This is a genomic window from Brevundimonas sp. AVps7, assembly GCF_058681545.1.
The window spans coordinates 2,453,438-2,474,841 of record NZ_CM178742.1 but is presented as its reverse complement, the minus strand read 5'-3'; the positions used below and the strand labels follow the sequence as shown (position 1 = coordinate 2,474,841).

Here is a 21,404-nt window from a genome sequence, read left to right as displayed (position 1 = left end):
GACTACTGCCTTTGGGGGCGTTCAGTCGATAGCTTCGATCAATCCGGTCGTGGCGAGGCGCCGGATCACATCCTCCGCCTCCTCCCATGCCAGGTCGTGCGGCCCGAACGGCTCGCCATCGAGCGCCCGCTCAAGGGCGGCCCGGGGCGCTCGAGCGAAGGTCATGTCCCCGCCCGGAACGACAAGGCGCAGTCCGGGATCGGCATCTTCGAGTTTCCAGAGCGTCGGGCGGGCACGATAGCGCGCGGCCAGCGGCTTGGAGGCTCCCTCGATCGCCCCGCGAACATCGGGCTCGCGCGAACGAATGAAAAGATCAGTGATGACATCGAGAGACGGCCCCATTTCGACGAGGCCGGCGACGCTGGTGGCCAGCTCCGAGAAACGCTGTTGGGCCTGGCCCCGGTCAAATCCCGTATTGGCGAAACCCGGCGGGAGGCTCCGTCGGAAGCGGGGATCCTCGACGCAGACCTGAGAAACCGCTTCCAGCATGAGGTCAGCCCACGTCTTCACCAGAAGACCACAAGTGATGTGAAGCGAGGCGCATTCCCCGGATGTGGAGGCGTCGTGCATCAGGCCACGAGGCACATAGGCGCAATCCCCGGCCTTTAGCGTGAAGCTTTGGCGTGGTTCCCCGACCGGATGCTTGCCGGGTTCAAAGGACTCTCCTCGATAGGGGGCATCGACCGGTCTGTCATAGAGCCGCCAGGCCTTTTCACCCTCGATCTGGAGGATGAAGACATCATGGCTGTCGTAGTGGGTGTGAAACCCCTGCGATCCGGCCGGCGTCAGATAGATGTTTGTCTGGACGTGGCAGCTGAAAATCCTTTCCACTGCCCGGCAGAAGGCCGCCAGGGTAATATCGGACTGGTGGAGCTGATTTAGAATGACTGTCCCGCCGCGACGGTACAGGCGGGCCACTGCGACGCGATCGATCACGCCATTGGCGGCGGCGAAGTCCGAACTCTGTATCGGCTCCTTCGCGTTGGCCATCGACAAGATGCCCTCGCGTAAATCCAGCTCGGCGATCTTCCGGTCAACGGCAGCGATCGACAGCAGCGGCCGGAAGCGGTCGGCATCCCCGTGATGGATGACCACCGGCTCCATTTCGAAACAGGTGTCGAGGAACCGCTCCGCCGCATCCCCCAGGAGCCACCCGAGCGGGTCCTTCAGCCGGTTGTGCATGAGCTCGATTCCCGGCCCTGATCAGACGCTAGAGTTTCTGCCCATCGGGACAGCGGCCATAGCCAACGCGATCCTGTCCTTCCCCGCTGTCGCTGTCGGAGCAGCCCGTCCCCCGTCCCTGGTTGGCAAGATCCGTGCTGTCGCTATCGGAGCGACCGGTCTGGTTCCGCCCCTGTCCGGCCGTATCGGTGCTGTCACGGTCGGAGACGCCGCTCGGGCGCGGTCGGTCCCGCTCCCGACCCTGATTGGCTGGATCGGCCTGTGGCCCGCTGTCGCTATCCGAGTAGCCGGTCGGGCGTCGGCCCTGATTGGCGAGATCGGTGCTGTCGTGGTCGGAGTAACCCGTCTGGTTGCGGCCGTAGCCGGACGCATCCCCGGGATCGGAATCCGATCGACCGGTATAGGTTTGCGCCCCAGCCTGACCCGTTACGAGAGACAGTGCGCTCCCCGAAATTGCCGCTCCGCCGACGATCCTTGCCATGAAGGACCGGCGATTGATGTTGCTGGCCACTCTGGTCTCCCCTGTTGCTGCGCCGGTCCGGCCGCCGCACGCGAGATGAGGTCTGCTGCAATCCGGGTGGGCCTGATCGGTCCATCCAGACTGTCAACGTCTCATCCGGGGTAGGGAGCGTCCTTGATCCAGATCAACAGGATGGACGGGCGGGCAACGGCCCCGCCGAAGCAGGGTGCGGGGCCGTTTTGCGGCGTTCCCGCCGCTTTTGAAATCACCCCGAAGTCGGGCAAGAGCCGATGCAGGCCGGTGGCCCGGTCGCGCTTTACGAGGCCGCCTTCATCTCGCGGCCGTAGACCGGGTCGAGGTCGCCCTTGGCATAGCGTTTGGCCATCTGGGCTGTCGACATGGGTCGGATCGACGACGCCTGACCCTCGCAGCCGAACTGCTGGTAGCGTTCGATGCAGAGCTTCCGCATCGCTTCCTTGGCGGGCTTCAGATAGGCGCGCGGGTCGAACTCGCCCGGCTTTTCGGCCAGGACCTTCCGGATGGCGCCGGTGATGGCCATGCGGTTGTCGGTGTCGATATTGATCTTGCGGACGCCGTGCTTGATGCCGCGCTGGATCTCCTCGACCGGCACGCCCCAGGTCTGGGGCATCTGGCCGCCGTACTGGTTGATGATGTCCTGCAGGTCCTGAGGGACGCTGGACGAGCCATGCATGACCAGATGGGTGTCGGGCAGGCGGCGGTGGATCTCCTCGATCACATGCATGGCCAGGACCTCGCCGTCCGGCTTCCTCGAGAACTTGTAGGCGCCGTGCGAGGTGCCCATGGCGATGGCGAGTGCGTCAACCTTGGTGCGGCTGACGAAGTCGACCGCTTGATCCGGGTCGGTCAGCAGGGCCGAGTGGTCCAGCTTGCCCTCGAAGCCGTGGCCATCCTCGGCCTCGCCCATGCCGGTCTCCAGCGAACCCAGCACGCCCAGCTCGCCCTCGACCGAGACGCCGCAGCTGTGGGCCATCTCGGTGACGCGGCGGGTGACGTCGACATTGTAGTCGTAGTCGGCGGGCGTCTTGCCGTCTTCCATCAGCGATCCGTCCATCATCACCGAGGTGAAGCCGTACTGGATGGCGGTGGCGCAGGTCGCCGGACCGTTGCCGTGGTCCTGGTGCATGCACACCGGGATGTGCGGATAGAGCTCGGCCAGGGCGTCGATCAGCTTGGCCAGCACGATGTCGTTGGCGTAGGAGCGGGCGCCCCGCGACGCCTGGATGATGACCGGCGCGTTGACGGCCTCGGCCGCCTCCATGATCGCCAGACCCTGTTCCATGTTGTTGATGTTGTAGGCCGGCAGGCCGTAGTCGTTCTCGGCCGCGTGGTCGAGAAGCTGTCGCAGCGTGATGCGCGCCATGAGAAGAACTCCTGAGGTCTCTTTTTTGCCGGTTTAGCGGCCGGACGGCCTCAAGTCACGCTGTGTAACAGCCCCGATCGGTCAGGAAGCGACAGTCGCCATCGACGCGGGGATTTCCGACAACAGGGTCTCGAAGAGTGGAGGCGACGATGGCGCGACGGATCGCGGCGGGACTGGTCCTGCTGATGCTGGCGGGATGTTCCAGCATTTCGCCGCCCGGTCTGGACGACATGTGCCGCGACGCCCGCAATTGCGCACCGCGCTGCGGCTCGGTCGCGACCGGCGCCTCGCCCGATTGCAGCCCTGCTGAAAACGAGGGCCGCACCCGCGGCTGACGGTCCTAGGCGCTGAGCGCCTCGACGCCGGGAAGGGCCTTGCCCTCCATCCACTCCAGGAAGGCGCCGCCGGCGGTGGAGACGAAGGTCATGTCGTCGACCACGCCCGCGTGGTTCAGCGCCGACACCGTGTCGCCGCCGCCGCCGACCGCGACCAGCACGCCCGCCTTGGCCAGCGCCGCAGCATGATGGGCGACCGAGACGGTGGCGGTGTCAAAGGGCGGAACCTCGAACACGCCCAGCGGTCCGTTCCAGATCAGGGTCTTCGACGCCGTGATCGCTTCGACCAGACGCGCGACCGTGGCGGGGCCGGCGTCGAGGATCTTGTCGTCGGCTGTGAGCGCCTCGCCCGCGCTGACCGCCCGGCTCGTCGCTCCCGGCTTGACCTCGGTCGCCACGACGAAGTCGACGGGCAACAGCAGCTCGCAGCCCCGCGCCTTCGCCTCGTCCATGATCTCGCGGGCGGTATCGGCCATGTCGCGTTCTGCGAGCGACCCGCCGATGTCGATTCCCTGCGCGAACAGGAAGGTGTTGGCCATGCCGCCGCCGATGGCGAGGCGATCCAGCTTGCCGACGAGATTCTTCAAGAGGTCCAGCTTGGTCGACACCTTGGCCCCGCCGACGATGCCGATGACGGGCTTCTTCGGATTGCCCAGGGCCGCGTCCAGCGCCTCGAGTTCGCGCCGCATCGATTCGCCCGCATAGGCGGGCAGATGGTGGGCCACGCCCTCGGTCGAGGCGTGCGCCCGGTGGGCGGCGGAGAAGGCGTCGTTGACGTAGAGGTCGGCGAGCTCAGCCAGGCTGGTCGCGAACTCCGGGTCATTGGCTTCCTCGGCCGCGTGGAAGCGGACGTTTTCCAGCAGGACCACGCCGCCGGCGTCCAGATCCTTGATCGCCGCCTGGGCAGGTCCGCCGACACAGTCTTCGGCGAACCTCACCGGTGCGCCCAGCAGTTCGGACAGGGGCTGGACGACGGGCCTCAGGCTCATCGACGGCACGACCTGGCCCTTGGGGCGGTCGAAGTGGGCCAGCAGCGCCACCTTTGCGCCGGCGTCCCGAAGCCGCTGGATCGTCGGCAGGGCGACGCGGAGGCGGGTGTCGTCCGTGATCCGGCCGCCCTCCATCGGGACGTTGAAGTCCACGCGGACGAGAGCGGTCTTGCCGACCAGCGAGCCGGCGTCATCGAGGGTGCGGAAGGTCATGGTCAGGCTCGGCTTGGAGAAGGGTCAGGGAGGTCTATAGCGGCAGTTGACCGGTCACCGCCACGATGGCCAGCGCCGCAGGACCGAACATGGCGAACAACAGGCCGGTGACGATCAGGAACAGGGCGGGCCTGGGTTGCCTGGCCTGGCGGAAAACACCGCGCGCCCATAGCAGGGTCAGCAGCAGCAGGACCGCGCCGAACGCCACCCCGATCCACGCCCAGGTCACATAGACCGGCTCGGTGATCGCGCCTCTGAACAACGGACCCACGAGGACCAGCGGCAGGAAGACGCCGGAGGTGAAGGCGCAGCCGACGAACGGCGCGAGTACGCCCAGAACGATCCGGGAGCGCCGCGTGCTCAAGCGATCGCCTCGATCCCGATCAGCAGACCCAGGCCGACGACCGCCGTCACGGCCAGGGTGACGAGCCCGCGCACCACGACGGCGCGCTGACCCTCCGCGATCCGGCGTCGCATCCACGGCGCGAAGGCCAGGGCCCAGAGGACGGCGGGCGCGCAGGCGACAGCCCCGGCCACGCCCAGCACCTGGGCGATCTGGCGGCCGAACTCATCGACGGAGGTCGCGACGGTCCAGACCCAGACCGCGATCAGGGCCAGACCAATGCCGAGGGGCAGGCCCACGATGACCGCGGTGGTCAGGTAAAGCCCGGCGCCGCCCCCCGGCTTGTCCATCAGAGGAACTTGGCCATCACCAGCGCCGTGTCGGCCATGCGGGTCGCGAAGCCCCACTCGTTGTCGTACCAGGTCAGGACGCGGGCCAGCTTGCCGTCGACCACCTGGGTCTGGGGCAGGGCGGCGGTCGAGGACGCGGCGATGTGGTTCAGGTCGGTGGAGACCAGCGGCTCGATCGTCGTCGCGAGGACGCCCTTCATCGGGCCGTCGGCGGCGGCCTGCAGGGCGGCGTTGATCTCTTCGACCGTGACCTCGCGACCAGCGACGACCTTCAGGTCGACGACCGAGACGTTCGGGGTCGGGACGCGGATCGAGGAGCCGTCCAGCTTGCCCTTCAGGGCCGGCAGAACCAGGCCCAGGGCCTTGGCGGCGCCGGTCGAGGTCGGGATCATCGACAGGGCGGCGGCGCGGCCCCGGTACAGATCCTTGTGCATCGTATCCAGCGTCGGCTGGTCGCCGGTGTAGGAGTGGATGGTGGTCATGTAGCCGCGCTCGATGCCGAACAGGTCGTGCAGGACCTTGGCGACGGGGGCGAGGGCGTTGGTGGTGCAAGAACCGTTCGAGACGATGATGTCGTCGGCCGTCAGGGTCTCGTGGTTGACCTTGTAGACGATGGTCTTGTCGGCGTTGTCGCCGGGCGCCGAGATCAGGACGCGCTTGGCGCCGGCCTTCAGGTGCGCCTCGGCCTTGTCACGGGCGGTGAAGATGCCGGTGCACTCGAACGCGATGTCGACGTTCAGATCCTTGTGCGGCAGGTTCGCCGGGTCGCGCTCGGCCGTGACCTTGATCTTGCCCAGGCCCACGTCGATCCAGTCGTCGCCGTGCTCGATCGTGCCCGGGAAGCGGCCGTGGACCGAATCGTACTTCAGCAGGTGGGCGTTGGTGGACACCGGCCCCAGGTCGTTGATCGCCACCACCTCGATGTCGCGGCGGCCATGTTCGACGATCGAACGGAGGACGAGGCGGCCGATGCGGCCGAAGCCGTTGATGGCGACGCGAACGGTCATGGGGAAAGCTCCTGAAGCGGCGTTTTATGGTTGGCGCTTCAATGGGACCGGGCGCGCCGGGGATCAACCCCGGGAGCGTCACAAGGCGTGATCGGATGTAACGGTTCAGCTTGCCAGGGGCAGGGACAGCCTGGCCTCCAGTCCGCCGCCGACCTTGTTGCTCAAGGTCACATCGCCGCCCGCCGCCCGCGCGGCCTGACGCGCGACGGCCAGACCCAGTCCTGCCCCGCCCGTCTCCCGGCTGCGCGAGCGTTCGCCGCGATGGAAGGGCTCGAAGGCCCGCTCAAGGTCATCGTCGGACAGGCCGGGGCCGTCGTCGGCGACGGTGATCACGGCCACCGCGCCATCGGACGAAGCCGTCACCCTCGCGCCGCCGCCGTACTTGAGGCCATTGTCGATGAGGTTGGCGACCGCGCGACGCAGGGCCGCCGGATCGCCCTCGACGGGCAGGCTCGCCTCGCCGGCGAAAGTCACCGCCGCCCCGGTCTCGGCGAAACCCGTCGCGCAGTCGGACGCCAGGGTCGCGAGGTCGAGGCGTTCGCGGCGCTCGGCCTGGACCTCGCCGCGCACGAAGGCCATGGCCTGGCCGATCAGGGCGTCCATCTCCTCGACATCCCCGGCCATCCGGTCGCGCAGCGCCTCGGGCGCCTGTTCGGCGCGGAACCGCAGACGGGTCAGCGGCGTGCGCAGGTCATGGGCGATGGCGGCGATGGTCTGGGTGCGCTGGCGCATATGGCCCCGGATCGAGGCCTGCATGTCGTTGAAGGCGGCGATGGCGGTGCGCACCTCCGATGGCCCCGACGGCGTCAGGGGCTCGGCGTCCGGATCGGCGCCCAGCCGCTCGGCGGCCTCGGCGAACTGGCGGATCGGCCGCGTGAGCCGCCGCGCCATCAGCCAGACCAGCGGCGCCAGCAACAGGGCCGTAATCCCCAGGGCGATCAGCAGCCGCATCTGCCACGGATCGATCAGCCCATGGGGCGGCTCCACCGTCGCCCAGCGCCCGTCCTCCATCCGCACCGAGGCCGAGAAGGGCGCGAAAGTCAGTCGATCCGCCGTGACCGTGAACCGCTGCGGCCCCCCCCCGGATGCGACGATGCGCACGTCATTCGAGCCCGTAGGCGGAGGGACGCCCCGGCGCGCCAGCACCTCGCCGACCTCCGCCATGATGGCGTCGTGGTCCGCCCGGTGATCCTCGCCGGGCTCGGTGCGCCGGCTGAAGACGATGCTGGAGCTGCTTTCGGTGATGCGGGCGCCGGTGATGACCGGGCCCTGATCGGTCGGGCGGGGCCCGCGCGGCAGACCGGGGCGCCAGGACGAACGCTCAGGCGACAGCCACACCCGCACGTCGCCGGGCGGACGGCCCAGACGCTGGGCCAGACCCATGCTGATGGCGCGTTCCACCGGTCCTGCGCCGATTTCCTGCTGGGGTGGTTCGGTCGAGACCCGCCGGACCAGGGCCCGGCCGTCGGACGTCTCGGCGGGTCGTCCGGCCAGGGCGTCGGCGGCGGCCGGGATGCTGAACCCGGCGGGGCGCGGCGGCGGCGCCGTCAGCACGACGGCGAAGACGACGATCTGGGAGGCCACCACCGCGAACACGGCCAGCAGGGCGACCTGCATCAGGACCGACATCGACGTGAAGGGCGAGAAGCGCGGCCTCATGCCCGGGCGCCCGCCCGGTCAGCGCGTCGCACCCGGGCGTCGAAACGATAGCCCTCGCCCCGGATGGTGGCGATCAGTTCGCGGCCCGAGCCGTCATCGAGCTTCTTCCTCAGACGGCTGATCTGCACGTCCATGGCGCGGTCGAAGACGTCGGCCTCGGATCCTCGCGCGGCCTCCAGCAACTGGTCGCGCGTCAGGACCCGGCCCGGTCGTTCGGCGAAGGCGCGCAACAGGCCGAACTCCCCGGCCGACAGGGTCACGATCTCCCCGCCCGGCTGGGACAGCTCCCGCCGCACCAGGTCCAGCCGCCAGCCGTCGAACATCAGGGCCGCGCCCGTCGGCGCCTCGTCCTCGCGCGGACGACGCAGGACAGCGCGGATACGGGCCAGCAGTTCGCGCGGATTGCAGGGCTTGGCCAGATAGTCGTCGGCTCCGAGTTCCAGCCCCACGATCCGGTCGGTGTCCTCGCCCATGGCCGACAGCATGACGACGGGCGGCGTGCCCGACAGACGGCGCACGACCGACAGTCCATCCTCGCCCGGCATCATCAGGTCCAGCACGATCAGGTCGGTCGGACCTTCGGCCAGGGCCCGGTCCATCTCGGCCGCAGAGGCCGCGCCGCGCGCCTGATAGCCGTGCTGGCCCAGGTAGTCGCACAGGACTTCACGGATGCCGGGGTCGTCGTCGACGACGAGGATGCGAGGGGAGGGATCGCTCATGGCCGCCTACATGCCCTGACAGATGGACCGTACCATTTCACGGCTGAAACAATTGATCCGGAGCCTGAAATACCCCGGCAAGCCGGCCATGGTCCAAGGGCGCATCAGAAACTTGAAGGAAAAGACTTCATGTCCGTCATCGCCATCGCCCTGCTGGCCGCCCTGGGCGGCGCCGCGCCTCAGGACCAGGCCGAGCCCCGGGTCGAGACCCGCTCCGAAATCCGCATTGTCAGCGCGGGCGGCGAAGGTCACGGCCGGCTCGACGCGGATGGCGACGGCGTGGTCACACGCGAGGAGTTCTCGGCCCCGATGGGCTCCGCCTTCGACCGGCTCGACGCGAACGACGACGGCCGCCTGACGACCGAAGAGCTGGCCGCCGGTCACGGCGAAGGCGGCCCCGGCCATCGCATGATGATGATGGGTGGTCCCGGTGGTCCGGGAGGCCCCGGCGGACCGGGTGTCCAGGTCTTCACCTCACGTATGGGCGGTCCTGGTGGTCCCGGTGGTCCGGGCGTTCACATCATCACCCGCGAAGGCGGCCCGAGCGGTCACGGCGCTCCGGGCATGATGATGTTCGGCGGCCCGGGCGGTCCGGGCGGCGATGTGCAGGTCTTCACCTTCCGCAGCGGCGGCACCGAGGGCGGTCCGGCCCATATGGGACCGCAGGGCCCCGGCTCGCATCAGGTCTTCGTGCGTCGCTTCGGCGGCCCGGACGGCCCCGGCGAGATGGACAAGGACGGCGACGGCAAGGTCTCGCAGGAGGAGTTCCTGGCCCCGCTGCGCGAAGCCTTCGCCCACATGGACGCCGACAACGACGGCTTCCTTGATGAAGGCGAAGGCCATCCGACGCCTCCGTCCGCCGACTGATCATCCTTTGACCAGCGGTTTCGTGACTTGAGGCGCGGCGGTTCGCCGGTCTAGGCTGGGCGGGATGGTTCTCCCCGCCCGCCGCGCCTTGCTTTCCCTGATCGCAGGCGCCGTCCTCCTCACCGGGACGGCGTTCGCGCCCTCGACTGCCACGGCCCAGGCGGTCGAGACGTTCGCTCCTGTCCCGACGCCGTCCCGCGACCGCGTTCGGATGAACACGCGGGTGTTCGACACGGTCTGGAACCTCGTTCGGCGCCAGTACTACGACCCGGACCTGCACGGCCTCGACTGGAACGCCGCCCGCGAGACGTACCGGCCGCAGGCGATCGCCGCCGCCGATGACCGCGACCTGTACCGGGTGCTCAGCGCCATGCTGGATCTGCTGGACGACGACCATGCCGGCGCCATCTCTCCCGCAGTCGCCCGCCGCCAGGACCAGCAGCGCACCCGGCGCGCGGTCATGGGCGTCTCCCTGGCCCGTCAGAACGGCGACCAGTGGCGGATCGAAAACGTGCGCACGGGGTCTCCGGCCGCGGAAGCGGGCCTCCAGCCCGGCTGGGTGCTTCAGGCCATCGACGGTCAATCCTGGGGCGTCGATTTCGATGTCGAGGAAGGTCGGACCCTGCAACTCGACCTGACCGACGAGGCGGGCGCCCTGCAGCGCGTCTCGGTGGTTCCGCGCGTCATGGACCCGATCCCGGCCTTCAGCGCCGACGCGTCGCGACCCGGCGTGGTCGTTCTCCGCGTCGAGGGCTTCGAGTCCGGCCTCGGCCGCTGGCTGGGCCAGCAACTCGCTGAAGTCTCGCCCGAGACGGATGTCGTCATCGACCTGCGCGGCAATCCGGGCGGTCTGTTGCTGGAGGCGGATGCGGCCCTGTCCTGCTTCCTTCCTGAGCGTCTGGAATGGGCGACGCGGGTGTCGCGCAACGGTCGGCCCATGACCTTGTCGATCATGCCGGGTTGCGGAAACCTGACCGGCCCGGTCGCCAACGACGTGGCCCTTCTGGTCGACGGATCGAGCCGCAGCGCCGCCGAACTGACCCCCGCCGCCCTGCAGGAGTCCGGCCGGGCCCTCGTCATTGGCGAACACACCGCCGGGGCCGTACTCATCTCGCAGGACAGCCCCCTGCCGGACGGCGGTCGTCTTACCCTCAGCCGCGCTGACTACATCACCGCCGGCGGCGTGCGGCTGGAGAAGCGCGGCGTGGAGCCGGACATCGTCGTTGTGCGCACGCTCGAGGAACGTCGCGCCGGGCTGGACCCGGCGCTGGACGCCGCCATCGCCGTCCTCGCTCTGGATCCCGAGGACCAGCGGGCTCAGGCCAGAGCTTCGGCTTTCTAGTCTCCCTTCTCCCCTTGCGGGAGAAGGTGGCAGCCGCAGGCTGACGGATGAGGGGTCACACCGGCGGTTGGAATGGGCTGAGCGAGCGCTGACCCTTGATGTCAGTGCGACCCCTCATCCGACCTCGCTCCGCTCGGCCACCTTCTCCCGCAAGGGGAGAAGGAAATTACGACCTGACCGGTCTGACGCGACTGGCGGCCAGTGCCGCCCGCTCTCGCGCCTGATCCGTCGTCTCGCCCCGCGCCAGAGCCACGCCCATACGACGCCGCTCGAAGGCTTCCGGCTTGCCGAACAGGCGCAGGTCGGCGGTCGGCACCGACAGGGCCTCGGCTACGCCCTCGAAGGCGATCCCCACCGCATCCATGCCGCCATAGATGACCGCGCTGGCCCCGACCTCGCGCTGGCTGACATCGACCGGCAGGCCCAGGATCGCCCGCGCATGCAGTGCGAACTCGCTCTGGGTCTGGGTCGCCAGGGTGACCAGCCCCGTATCGTGCGGGCGCGGCGAGACCTCGGAGAACCAGACCTCGTCGCCCTTCACGAACAGTTCGACGCCGAACACGCCCAGGCCTCCAAGCGCCTCCGTCACCTTGCCCGCGATGTCCTGCGCGGTCGCCAGCGAGGCGGCGCTCATCGCCTGCGGTTGCCAGCTCTCGACATAGTCGCCCTTGACCTGACGGTGGCCGATGGGGGCGCAGTAGTCGGTGACCACGACGCCGTCTCGCATCGAGCGGACCGTCAGCAGGGTGATCTCGAAATCGAAGTCGATCCGTCCCTCGACGATGACCCGCGCCGTCTCGACCCGGCCGCCCGATTGCGCATAGGCCCAGGCGTTGGCGGCGTCCTCATAGGCGTCGATGAAGGACTGCCCCTTGCCGGACGACGACATGACCGGCTTCACGAACACCGGCAGGCCGATGTCATGGGCCGCCGCCGCCAGCTCCACCGCAGACCCGGCGAAGGCATAGGGGCTGGTCGGCAGACCCAGCTCCTCGGCCGCCAAGCGGCGGATGCCCTCGCGGTTCATGGTCAGCTGTGTCGCGCGCGCCGTCGGGATGACCCGCGCCATGCCTGCCGTCTCGATGTCGGCCAGCACCTCGGTGGCGATGGCCTCGATCTCCGGCACGATGATGTGCGGAGCCTCGGCCATGATGACGCCGTTCAGCACCTGCGGGTCCGTCATCGGGATGACGTGCGAACGATGCGCCACCTGCATGGCCGGGGCGTTCGGATAGCGATCGACGACGATCACCTCGCACCCCAGCCGCTGCAGCTCGATCGCGACCTCCTTGCCGAGTTCGCCGCCGCCCAGCAGCATGACCCGGACGGCCGTGTCGGAAAGAGGGGTGCCGAGCTTCATCGCGTCGTCCTTATTCAGCCGGTTCGGCGTCTTCCCTGGGCGCCCAGTTCCCCGCGGTCTTCGCGGCGGCCAGGGCGTCGATGAGAGCGGCAGGAGCCCCCGCCGCCCGCATCTCGTCTGCGGACAGATAGACGGTTCCGCCGCAGGCCTGAACCACGTGCGCATAGTCGGCGTCGATGGCCACACCGCCGTGTTCGGCATCGGCCCAGACGCGGAAGCCCTGACCCAGCTCGTCGCCCGCCTTGGGCTGCCAGACGTCCCGGCACTGTTCCCGCCACTCGGCGTCGGTCGCCTCCGCCAGCATCTTGCGCTCGTACAGCGTCTCAAGCCGGGGCGAGCGGACGCTGTAGACGTAGTCGGTCGGCATCCCTTCCTCGGCCTGGTCCTGAACCAGACCCAGGCCCGGAAGCATGGCGACCCAGTTCACGCGCTCGCCGGTCGACAGGTCCCAGGTGATCGGGGTCTGCGACGTTGACGGATAGGCGCCGCCGCAAAAGATTTCGAGATGCTCGCGCAGGGTCAGATAGGCGGGACCCGTCATCGGTCGCGTAATGGTTCGGGTCCAGCCGTCGCCCTCCTGGCTGTCGGCCATCTGCCCGCACTCGCCCGCATCCGCCACGGCTGTGGCGTCGAGGCGGTCCAGTTCGGCATTGATGCGCACGATGGCCGGGCTGTCGCCGGGCAGCCGGGGCATGGCCTCGATGTCGGCGGACAGCCTTGGCTTCTCGACCAGCATCAGGTCGCCTCCCGCGCCGGCGACGCCCTCGGTACGGGCGGCCGTACCCTGACCGCATGCGGCCAGTCCCAGCATCAGGGCGACCATCGCCACGTTCGTCATCGTCTTCATGTCAGTCGCCCCTCAGCTCACCGGTTCGATCAGATCCCAGCCATTGCCGTACAGATCTTCGAAGACCGCCACCTTGCCATAAGATTCGCGCCGCGGAGTCTCACGGAAGATGACCCCGGCGGCGATGAAGGCGGCGTGGTCCCGGTCGAAGTCGTCGGTCTCCAGGAACAGCCAGACCCGCCCGCCCGTCTGGTCGCCGATCCGCGCGACCTGCTCCGGCGTCGTGGCCCGTGCCAGGATCAATCCGGTCTGACCGCCGCGCGGGGTGACCTGCACCCAGCGTTTATGGCCCTGGTCGAGGTCCTCGCTCAGCTTGAAGCCCAGCTTGCCCACATAGAAGGCGATGGCCTCGTCATAGTCGCGGACCAGCAGGCTGACCGCGCCGATGCGGCTCATCAGAGGCGAGCCTTCGCCGCCGCCACGATGGCGTCCGCAGTGATGCCGAACTCGCGGTACAGAACCTCCGCCGGGGCCGAGGCGCCGAAGCCGGTCATGCCGATGAAGGCCCCGTCCTCGCCGATGAACCGCTCCCAGCCCTGTTTGATCGCGGCCTCGCAGGCGACCCGCACCGTGCCCCGGCCGATGACCGAGGCCTGATATGCGGCGTCCTGTTGCTCGAACAGTTCGAAGCAGGGCACCGACACGACCCGCGTCGGCGTGCCTTCGGCCTCCAGCGTTTCGGCCGCCTTCAGCGCCAGCGGCATTTCGGTGCCCGTGGCGAACAGGGTGACCTTCGCCTCGCCATTCGCGGCCTTCAGCTCATAGGCGCCGCGCGCCGACAGGTTCTCGTCGGATGCGGTGACCCGCACGGCCGCCGTCTTCTGGCGCGACAGGGCCATGGCCGAGGGCGTGGCCTTGTGTTGCAGGGCCAGCTGCCAGCACTCGAACGCCTCGACCGTGTCGGCGGGGCGGAAGACCAGCAGATTCGGGATCGCCCGCAGCGAGGCGAGGTGCTCGACCGGCTGGTGCGTCGGACCGTCCTCGCCCAGGCCGATCGAATCGTGGGTCAGGACGTGGATCACGCGAATGCCCATCAGGGCCGCCATGCGGATGGCGTTCCGGCTGTAGTCCGAGAACACCATGAAGGTGCCGCCGTAGGGGATGATCCCGCCGTGCAGCGCCATCCCGGTCATGGCCGCGGCCATGCCGAACTCGCGGATGCCCCAGTTGACGTAGCGACCCTCATAGGTCGGAGCGTCGAAGATCGGCGTGCCCTTGACGAAGGTGTTGTTCGATCCGGTCAGATCGGCCGAGCCGCCGATCATCTCCGGCACGGCCCCGAACAGGGCCTCCAGCGCGGCGCCCGAGGCCTGACGCGTCGCCTGGGCCGGCTTGTCCTCGACCAGCTGTGCGATGCCGGCGTTCAGGGCATCGAACGCGCTCTCGGGCAGGTCGCCCTTCATGGCGCGGGTGAAGTCGGCGGCCTGCGACGAGGCGGCCAGACGCGCTTCCCACGCCTTGCGGTCTTTCGAGCCACGCTTGCCGACCTTCTTCCAGGCCTTGTCGATGTTTTCCGGGATCACGAACGGCTCATGGTTCCAGGCCAGACCCAGACGGGTGGCCGCGATCTCGGCCGCGCCCAGGGCCGCGCCGTGGGTCTTGTGGCTGCCTTCCATAGTGGCGGCGCCCTTGCCGATCTTCGTCTTGCACGCGATCAGCGTCGGCCTGTCCTGACGCGTCGCCCATTGCAGCGCCGACTTGATCGCCTTCATGTCATGGCCGTCGACGGCCTTCACCGCCCAGCCCGAGGCCTTGAAGCGCGCCTTCTGATCCACGGCGTCCGACAGGCTGACCTTGCCGTCGATGGTGATCTCGTTGTCGTCCCACAGCACCGTCAGCTTGTTCAGCCTGTAGCGGCCGGCCAGGGCGATGGCTTCCTGCGACACGCCCTCCATCAGACAGCCGTCGCCGGCGATGACCCAGGTCCGGTGGTCGACCAGATCCTCGCCGTATTTGGCCGCCAGATGCCGTTCGGCCATGGCGAAGCCGATCGAGTTGGCCAGGCCCTGACCCAGCGGACCCGTCGTCGTCTCGACGCCCGGCATGTGGCCGTACTCGGGGTGACCCGCCGTCTTCGATCCCCATTGGCGGAAGTTCGACAGCTGTTCGGCCGTCGCCGCCTTGTAGCCCGTCAGGTGCAGCAGGGCGTAGATCAGCATCGAGCCGTGGCCGGCCGACAGGATGAAGCGGTCGCGATCGGCCCAGTCCGGCCGGCTCGCGTCGAACTTCAGAAACTTCGAGAACAGCACTGTGGCGACATCGGCCATGCCCATCGGCATCCCCGGGTGGCCGCTGTTGGCCTTTTCGACACCATCCATCGCCAGGACGCGAATGGCGTCCGCCATCATCTTGGGGGTCGCTTTTTCGGGTGCGTCTGAGGGCTGGGCCACGGGCGGACCTTTCGTCTGGAGGCGGAAAAGGGAGGCGCGCCGCTTTACCCCGGCGTCACGGCGGGTTCTATACGAAATCTGGAGGAAACGATGGCCGACGCCTCGATAGCTGCGCGCGACAGGATCGACCGGGCCCTCGCCTTGCTCGAACGCAAGGTGATGGAGCTGAAGGCGCGTCCCGCCACCGCCCCCCGCGTGGCCGACGACGACCTGTTCGCCATCCCCACGCCCGCCGGACCGGACGAGCATCGCCGCATCGCCGAACTCGAGGCCGCCGGACGCGACGCCTCCGCCGCCCTTGCCGCCGCCGCCATGGCCGTGCGCGACATCCTCGCCCGGGACGACGCCTGATGGCGACGGTGACGGTCGAGATCAACGGACGCCCCTACGCCGTGGGCTGCGCCGACGGGCAGGAAGAGCGCGTCCGCATCCTGGCGAAACAGTTCGACGTCCATGTGCGACAGGTCGCGGGCGACGTGGGCCATGTCGGCGACATCCGTCTGTTCCTGATGGCGGCGCTGGTCCTGGCCGACGAGCTGCACGAGGTGCGGATGAACGGCGGGACGGGCGTGGTTCCCGCCGACGCCGCCTCGGCCCCGCTTTCCGACACCGGCGTCGCCGAAGCCCTCAACGCCGTCGCCGCCCGGATCGAGAAGATCGCGTCCCTCTTGTAAGGCGGCCATTGTTCCGCCCCCGGTGAAGGACTATCTTGATCGACGGCGGGTCATGCTGTGGCTCTCGTCGAAGGCAACATATCCTCGCGGCCTTAATTCACTCGAAGGGATCTGCCCCTGTCTGACCTCGTGGGGTCGGGTACGCGGAGCCCACCTGGCTACCCAGGCTCGAGAGGATTCAAACCGTCCTTCACGGCTCTTACGGCGCCGCCAACCTTTTCTCTCTTGTCGCGCTATCGCTCGCCGCGCGGCGGCTCACGGCTTGAGCGCGGGCTTCCTGGGGCGCTACCGCTCGCGACGCGGTCGCTCGCTGCTTGAGCGCCGGTGGCGCGCGGGTGCTTGCGTCGCGCGAAAGCAGAGCACGCCATGAAACGCGTCTGGTTTGGTCCGAAGCGAATCGGCTGGGGCGCGTCTCCCGCCAGCTGGGAAGGCTGGGCGGCGACGGGTGTCTTCATTGTCGCCATGCTCTTGACCGGCAACCTGCTCCGGGACGTGACCTGGGTCTGGGCGCTGATGCTGGCCGAGATCGCAATCTTCTTCGTCGTGGTCATCCTGACCTACGACAAGAACGCCCGGACGCACGTCTGACCCACCCGGACAAGCCAGCCCTCCGCGCCGAAGCCCGCGCAGCCCGACGCAGGCTCGCCTCGGACGAGCCGCTCGCGGCCGAACGCGCCGCGTCTCACGTCACCGACCTGCCATCAGCCGCCCTCGTCGCCGTCTACCGCGCGATCGGTTCCGAACTGGACCCCGAACCCCTGGCCCGCGCCCTGCTGGCCGCCGGCCGCTCGCTGTGCCTGCCCGTCGCGCTGGAGCGGGACGCCCCGATGATCTTCCGCCGGTGGTCTCCCGGCGAGCCGCTGGAGATGGACGCCGCCGGCTGTCCCGCGCCCCTGCCGCTGGCCGGGGTCGTCGATCCCGACCTGATCGTCACCCCGCTGCTGGCCTTCGACGACTTCGGGGGCCGGCTGGGGCAGGGGGGCGGCTACTATGACCGGACCTTTGCGGCGCGTGCCGACGCCATCCGCATCGGCTTCGCCTTCGCCGGCCAGCGCGTCGAGCGATTGCCGATGGACCCGCACGACATCGCCCTGCATGGCGTTCTGACCGAGGTCGGCTATACCGCCGCCCGAAAGGTCTAACTCCTCATGCGTCTTGCCTTCTTCGGCGACGTGATCGGCAAGTCCGGTCGCGACGGCCTGTCCGACCACCTTCCCGGCCTGAAACGGGTGCTCAAGCTCGACTTCGTGGTGGTCAATGCGGAGAACGCCGCCGGCGGCTTCGGCATCACCGAGAACACGGCCAAGGAACTGTTCATGGCCGGCGCCGACTGCCTGACGCTCGGCAACCACTCGTGGGACCAGCGCGAGGCCCTGACCTATATCGTGCGCGAGCCGCGCCTGATCCGTCCGGCCAACTACCCGCGTCTGATGGATGCGCCGGGCGCCGGCGCCAACCTGTTCGAGACTGACAGCGGTCGCACCGTCCTGGTGATGAACGTCCTCGGCCGCATCCACATGGACCCGAACGACGATCCGTTCAGCGCCGTGGACCGCGAGCTGAACGCCGCGCCCCTGGGTCATGTCGCCGACGCCGTCATCGTCGACATGCATGCCGAGGCGACCTCCGAGAAGATGGCCATGGGCCATTTCTGCGACGGCCGCGCCTCGCTGGTCGTCGGCACCCACACCCACGTCCCGACAGCCGACTGCCAGATCCTGCCCGGCGGCACGGCCTACCAGACCGACGCCGGCGGCTGCTGCGACTACGACTCGGTCATCGGCAACGAGAAGGAAGAGCCTCTTCGGCGCTTCACCACCCGCATTTCCGGCGGCCGCTACAACCCCGCCAGCGGCCCGGCCACGATCTGCGGCGTCTATGTCGAGACCGACGACAAGACCGGTCTCGCCACCCGCATCGAACCCATCCGCGTCGGCGGCCGCCTGAGCCAGCACATCCCCCAGGCCGCCTGAAGCGCGGCCATTGACGTCATAGATTACGTGTGTAATCGTCTTGGTCTACAAACGTAGTCCGAGGAGCCTTCCATGACGCCTGTCACCATCTTCTTCGACGCCGCCCCTTCGATTAAGGCGATCATTCTCATCCTTGTGGTCGCCGCGATCACCGCTGTCGTGGTCACGGTGAAGAAGGTCGCCTCCGGCCGGCACCTGACCGGCGGCTCGGCCTATCTGTCAGCGCTCCGCCTCGGCGCGCCATTGCTTGGTCTGCTGGGCGCCGCGTTCAACGGACTGATGATGTTCGGCGCCCTGGCGAAGTTCGGAGCCCAGCCGATCAACGTCCTCGCTCCCGGCCTGGCCGAGGCGACCTTCCTCGTGGTCATGGGCCTGATCGTGGGCGTGGTAGCCGTGATCTGCCATTGGGCCGTCGAGGCCCGCGTCGATCGCGCCGTCCTCAGGGCCTGAGGTGGCGCGCATCGCCGTCACCGAGGCTGAGAGCGCGATCCTGGCCGCCCTGTGGCGTCACGGCCCGCTCTCCTTCGCCTCCCTGATCGAGGCGGTGAAGGCCGACAACGCCTGGGGCGACGCCACCATCAAGACCCTGTTGGGCCGTCTGATGCGCAAGGGCGCGGTCCGCTCCGAACGCGACGACGGCCGCCAGCGGTATCACGCCGCGATCGAACGCCGGGAGTATCTGGCCGGGGAGGTCGATACCCTTGTCGATCGCCTGTTCGAGGGTCGCCGCGAAGCGCTCACGGCCTTCCTCGCCGACGACTGACGATCAGGGCGCTTCGGCGGGTCGCCAGGCCCGCATCTCCGCGATCTCGCGGGTCTGGGTGTCGATCACCGCCTGGGCCATGCGGCGGACCTCGGGGTCGCGGCTGTCGCGAAGGGCGATCTCGGCCATCGCCACCGCCCCCTGATGGTGGGCGATCATCTTGGCGATATAGGCCTGGTCAATCGTCTCGCCGGACGCAGCCGCCATCAGCTGATGCATCTCCGCCTCGGAAGCGGCGAAGGCCTGATTGCCTCCCGCCCCATGATCCCCGCCATGAGGCCCGGAGACCTCGCCCGCCGTCACCGTCGTGGCCTGATTGGCGGTCGCGGTTTCGCGCATCGCCTGCTGCACGGGATCCCCGCCGCCGTCACAGGCGGCGAGCAACAGGGGGAGGACGGCTGCGACGATGAGCGGATGACGGATCATGGATGGCCTTTGCGGGGTTCTGTCGTCGTCAGCTTGCTGCAAAATCCGGCTGCCGTCTCGCATCACAGCGCCGCAGGTGAAACCGACAAGAGAATAAAATCCTCGCCGTGTCTTGCTGTCCGCTGCCCGCTCCCCCACGTCGCGTAGAGGTCTTTGAAATCGTCCCATCCAGCCGCTGACCGCGCGATCGCCTGTCCTTCAAGATAGTCGAATTCCACTACGGTCAAAATCTCAACGTCTTGATTTCGTTCAGGTCGATCCGGACTCAACGGACTATCTGGACTCCGCTTTCGGGAGTCGGGTTTCCGGCCGCGATCCGTCAGGCGTCGTGAAGCCGTGCGCTGCCGCCCTCGACCACCATCGACTTGCGCGTCGTCAGGGTGCCGCGACGATCCTGAACCTGGTCCAGCACCTTGAAGTCCGTGCGCCAGCGCTCCGGCGTCACCTCGCAGACGACGTAGCCGCGCTGCGAGTTGTTGAACTTCAGCTGCGGGTTCGCTGACTGGATCGTCGCCATGTCGGGCCGCTGGTCGACGCCGTCGCCGCCGGAGCTGATCGAGGTGGCCACGAACTCGGTCGCGATCGGTTCGCCTTCGGGATTGCGCCCGTCGACGAACAGCTCGCCCGCATAGTTCTGGTGCTCGTCGCCGGTCAGGACGACGACGTTGTCGATCCGGCGCTCCTTGATATGGTTCAGCAATCTCGCGCGCGGCACGCGATATCCGGCCCAGCTGTCCGCGTTGACGCCATAGTCGTCGCCGGTGTTCCGATCCAGGTCCATGACCATGATCTGCTGCGCCAGGGTGTTCCACTTCGCCCTGGAGCGGTTCAGCCCGTCGAACAGCCAGGCTTGCTGCGCCTCGCCCAGAACCTCGGCCTCGCGCGCGTCGATGTCCGAGCAGCCGGCGTTCCAGCGGTCGCCGCAGGGCTGGTCCGACCGGTACTGGCGGGTATCCAGCAGATGCACATCCAGCAGGTCGCCGTAGGTCGCCTTGCGATACAGCTGCATCTGTGAGCCGCGCGGGAAGGAGGACCGGCGCAGCGGCATATGCTCGTAGAAAGCCTGCATCGCCGCCGCCTTGCGCAGGGCGAAGACCTCGGCCGGCGACCCTTCCTGATCGATGTCTGCGACCCAGTTGTTGTCGATCTCGTGGTCGTCCCACACGACGAACCAGGCCGCCGACTGGCGCGCGGACTGCAGGTCGGAGTCCATCGTGTACTGGGCGTAGCGCCGCCGGTAGTCGTCGACCGAATAGACCTCTCCGCCCTGGTGGACGCGCAGGTTTTCCTGGGTCGAGGTCCCGCCATAGATGCGGTTGCCGCGCCCTTCGTAGATGTAGTCCCCGTAGAAGAAGACGAAATCCAGGTCCTCGGCGGCCATCTTGCGGTGGGCGGTATAGTAGCCGCTCTCGATCGCCTGACAGCCGGCCACGCCGAACTTCACCTGGGCCAGGGGCGCGCCCACAACGGGCGCTGTCTTGGCCCTGCCGACGCCCGAGCGTTCGCTGCCCACGCGGAAACGATAGAAATACGGCCGGCCGGGCTCCAGTCCCTCGACCTCGACATGGACCGAGTGACCCAGTTCCGGGCGGGCGATGGTTTCGCCGGAGCGGACGATCGTCCCGAACCCTGCGTCGGCGGCGACTTCCCAGGTTACTGCCATCGCCTGGCGCGGCATGCCGTAGCCAGGCTCCATCGGCCGCGGCGCCACTCGCGTCCAGATGACGAACCCGTCGGGCAAGGGGTCGCCGGCGGCGACGCCCAGCTGGAACGGGTTTTCGTCGAACACCGCCTGGGCCAGGCCCTCGCGGGGCAGGGTGGCTACGGCCGAACCGGCGCCGAGCCCGGTCAGGAGAAGGCGGCGGGACAGGAACAGGGACATTGCGACCTCCGGCTAGGCCGTCCGAATACCCCGTCCATGTGACAGGAGGCGAGGGTGGCCGTCAGAAATAAGAGGGTTGTAAGGTCAAGCTCCAGAAAGGCATGTTACGCGAAGGCGGCGGGGGCTGTCTGAAAGAGGGTAAGGGGCCCATATGAAAACAGTGATCTTTACGGCGTCGCTTGGTGCTGCGGCCCTTTTTGCTATGGGAGCCTCGGCGCAAC

25 protein-coding genes are annotated in these 21,404 nt (G+C 68.3%); 10 read left to right on the top strand and 15 right to left on the bottom strand.

Annotated features, from left to right (window positions below; genetic code table 11):
- Positions 1-21 precede the first annotated feature (21 nt).
- The 3 genes from ACW17Y_RS12310 to fba all read right to left on the bottom strand — a co-directional run bounded on the left by ACW17Y_RS12310 (position 22) and on the right by fba (position 3,044).
- A complete protein-coding gene (locus ACW17Y_RS12310) occupies positions 22-1,182 on the bottom strand; it encodes a cupin domain-containing protein (RefSeq protein ID WP_492035982.1) in 1,161 nt (386 codons plus the stop codon).
- Positions 1,183-1,210: 28 nt separating this feature from the next.
- Positions 1,211-1,693 carry a hypothetical protein gene (locus tag ACW17Y_RS12305; RefSeq protein ID WP_492035981.1) on the bottom strand — a complete coding sequence of 161 codons (483 nt, stop codon included), beginning with the start codon at positions 1,691-1,693 and terminating at the stop codon, positions 1,211-1,213.
- A 265-nt stretch (positions 1,694-1,958) separates the two neighbouring features.
- Positions 1,959-3,044 carry a class II fructose-bisphosphate aldolase gene (fba, locus tag ACW17Y_RS12300; RefSeq protein ID WP_492035980.1) on the bottom strand — a complete coding sequence of 362 codons (1,086 nt, stop codon included), beginning with the start codon at positions 3,042-3,044 and terminating at the stop codon, positions 1,959-1,961.
- A gap of 149 nt (positions 3,045-3,193) precedes the next feature.
- On the opposite strand from fba, the gene ACW17Y_RS12295 reads away from it, so the two are divergent.
- On the top strand, positions 3,194-3,379 hold the full coding sequence (locus ACW17Y_RS12295) for a hypothetical protein (RefSeq protein ID WP_492035979.1): 186 nt from the start codon (positions 3,194-3,196) through the stop codon (positions 3,377-3,379).
- A gap of 5 nt (positions 3,380-3,384) precedes the next feature.
- Here the strand turns inward: ACW17Y_RS12295 and ACW17Y_RS12290 are convergent, their stop codons facing one another.
- From ACW17Y_RS12290 to ACW17Y_RS12265, 6 genes are all read right to left on the bottom strand, one after another.
- Entirely contained in the window at positions 3,385-4,581 is a 1,197-nt protein-coding gene (locus ACW17Y_RS12290; protein ID WP_492035978.1) for a phosphoglycerate kinase, read from the bottom strand.
- Positions 4,582-4,615: 34 nt separating this feature from the next.
- A complete protein-coding gene (locus ACW17Y_RS12285; protein ID WP_492035977.1) occupies positions 4,616-4,945 on the bottom strand; it encodes a hypothetical protein in 330 nt (109 codons plus the stop codon).
- On the bottom strand, positions 4,942-5,274 hold the full coding sequence (locus ACW17Y_RS12280; protein ID WP_492035976.1) for a hypothetical protein: 333 nt from the start codon (positions 5,272-5,274) through the stop codon (positions 4,942-4,944). Before ACW17Y_RS12280 ends, ACW17Y_RS12285 begins: the two co-directional genes overlap by 4 nt.
- Positions 5,274-6,281, bottom strand: a complete 1,008-nt coding sequence (gene gap / locus ACW17Y_RS12275; RefSeq protein ID WP_492035975.1) for a type I glyceraldehyde-3-phosphate dehydrogenase — start codon at positions 6,279-6,281, stop codon at positions 5,274-5,276. The genes ACW17Y_RS12280 and gap overlap by 1 nt, the downstream gene beginning before the upstream one ends.
- Before the next feature lie 105 nt (positions 6,282-6,386).
- Positions 6,387-7,940 (bottom strand): ATP-binding protein, encoded by a 1,554-nt coding sequence (locus ACW17Y_RS12270; protein ID WP_492035974.1) that lies wholly within the window; start codon positions 7,938-7,940, stop codon positions 6,387-6,389.
- Entirely contained in the window at positions 7,937-8,659 is a 723-nt protein-coding gene (locus ACW17Y_RS12265; protein WP_492035973.1) for a response regulator, read from the bottom strand. The genes ACW17Y_RS12270 and ACW17Y_RS12265 overlap by 4 nt, the downstream gene beginning before the upstream one ends.
- Positions 8,660-8,788: 129 nt before the next feature.
- Here ACW17Y_RS12265 and ACW17Y_RS12260 point away from each other — a divergent pair, with 129 nt between their 5' ends.
- Both ACW17Y_RS12260 and ACW17Y_RS12255 read left to right on the top strand, forming a co-directional pair.
- On the top strand, positions 8,789-9,526 hold the full coding sequence (locus tag ACW17Y_RS12260; RefSeq protein ID WP_492035972.1) for an EF-hand domain-containing protein: 738 nt from the start codon (positions 8,789-8,791) through the stop codon (positions 9,524-9,526).
- A 64-nt stretch (positions 9,527-9,590) separates the two neighbouring features.
- Positions 9,591-10,868, top strand: coding sequence for a S41 family peptidase (locus tag ACW17Y_RS12255; RefSeq protein WP_492035971.1), 1,278 nt, complete (start codon positions 9,591-9,593; stop codon positions 10,866-10,868).
- Between the two features lie 166 nt (positions 10,869-11,034).
- Here the strand turns inward: ACW17Y_RS12255 and purT are convergent, their stop codons facing one another.
- From purT to tkt, 4 genes are read right to left on the bottom strand one after another with little or no spacing between them, the layout of a single operon-like run.
- Positions 11,035-12,228 (bottom strand): formate-dependent phosphoribosylglycinamide formyltransferase, encoded by a 1,194-nt coding sequence (gene purT, locus ACW17Y_RS12250; protein ID WP_492035970.1) that lies wholly within the window; start codon positions 12,226-12,228, stop codon positions 11,035-11,037.
- Between the two features lie 10 nt (positions 12,229-12,238).
- On the bottom strand, positions 12,239-13,075 hold the full coding sequence (locus ACW17Y_RS12245) for a hypothetical protein (protein WP_492035969.1): 837 nt from the start codon (positions 13,073-13,075) through the stop codon (positions 12,239-12,241).
- Between the two features lie 12 nt (positions 13,076-13,087).
- Entirely contained in the window at positions 13,088-13,471 is a 384-nt protein-coding gene (locus tag ACW17Y_RS12240; RefSeq protein ID WP_492035968.1) for a VOC family protein, read from the bottom strand.
- The gene (gene tkt / locus ACW17Y_RS12235) at positions 13,471-15,420 is read right to left on the bottom strand and encodes a transketolase (RefSeq protein ID WP_492038296.1); all 1,950 of its coding nucleotides are present in this window, start codon (positions 15,418-15,420) and stop codon (positions 13,471-13,473) included. Before tkt ends, ACW17Y_RS12240 begins: the two co-directional genes overlap by 1 nt.
- A gap of 135 nt (positions 15,421-15,555) precedes the next feature.
- On the opposite strand from tkt, the gene ACW17Y_RS12230 reads away from it, so the two are divergent.
- The 7 genes from ACW17Y_RS12230 to ACW17Y_RS12200 all read left to right on the top strand — a co-directional run bounded on the left by ACW17Y_RS12230 (position 15,556) and on the right by ACW17Y_RS12200 (position 18,875).
- Positions 15,556-15,816 carry a hypothetical protein gene (locus tag ACW17Y_RS12230; RefSeq protein ID WP_492035967.1) on the top strand — a complete coding sequence of 87 codons (261 nt, stop codon included), beginning with the start codon at positions 15,556-15,558 and terminating at the stop codon, positions 15,814-15,816.
- Positions 15,816-16,139 carry a cell division protein ZapA gene (locus ACW17Y_RS12225; RefSeq protein WP_492035966.1) on the top strand — a complete coding sequence of 108 codons (324 nt, stop codon included), beginning with the start codon at positions 15,816-15,818 and terminating at the stop codon, positions 16,137-16,139. The genes ACW17Y_RS12230 and ACW17Y_RS12225 overlap by 1 nt, the downstream gene beginning before the upstream one ends.
- 366 nt (positions 16,140-16,505) lie before the next feature.
- On the top strand, positions 16,506-16,727 hold the full coding sequence (locus ACW17Y_RS12220; protein WP_492038324.1) for a hypothetical protein: 222 nt from the start codon (positions 16,506-16,508) through the stop codon (positions 16,725-16,727).
- Positions 16,637-17,281 (top strand): 5-formyltetrahydrofolate cyclo-ligase, encoded by a 645-nt coding sequence (locus tag ACW17Y_RS12215; protein ID WP_492038295.1) that lies wholly within the window; start codon positions 16,637-16,639, stop codon positions 17,279-17,281. Before ACW17Y_RS12220 ends, ACW17Y_RS12215 begins: the two co-directional genes overlap by 91 nt.
- Before the next feature lie 6 nt (positions 17,282-17,287).
- On the top strand, positions 17,288-18,112 hold the full coding sequence (locus ACW17Y_RS12210) for a TIGR00282 family metallophosphoesterase (protein WP_492035965.1): 825 nt from the start codon (positions 17,288-17,290) through the stop codon (positions 18,110-18,112).
- Positions 18,113-18,184: 72 nt separating this feature from the next.
- On the top strand, positions 18,185-18,562 hold the full coding sequence (locus tag ACW17Y_RS12205; RefSeq protein ID WP_492035964.1) for a MotA/TolQ/ExbB proton channel family protein: 378 nt from the start codon (positions 18,185-18,187) through the stop codon (positions 18,560-18,562).
- Position 18,563: 1 nt separating this feature from the next.
- Positions 18,564-18,875 carry a BlaI/MecI/CopY family transcriptional regulator gene (locus tag ACW17Y_RS12200; protein WP_492035963.1) on the top strand — a complete coding sequence of 104 codons (312 nt, stop codon included), beginning with the start codon at positions 18,564-18,566 and terminating at the stop codon, positions 18,873-18,875.
- Positions 18,876-18,878: 3 nt separating this feature from the next.
- Here ACW17Y_RS12200 and ACW17Y_RS12195 read toward each other — a convergent pair whose 3' ends face one another.
- Positions 18,879-19,301, bottom strand: coding sequence for a DUF305 domain-containing protein (locus ACW17Y_RS12195; protein WP_492035962.1), 423 nt, complete (start codon positions 19,299-19,301; stop codon positions 18,879-18,881).
- A gap of 319 nt (positions 19,302-19,620) precedes the next feature.
- A complete protein-coding gene (locus tag ACW17Y_RS12190) occupies positions 19,621-21,183 on the bottom strand; it encodes an alkaline phosphatase D family protein (protein ID WP_492035961.1) in 1,563 nt (520 codons plus the stop codon).
- Between the last annotated feature and the right edge of the window lie 221 nt (positions 21,184-21,404).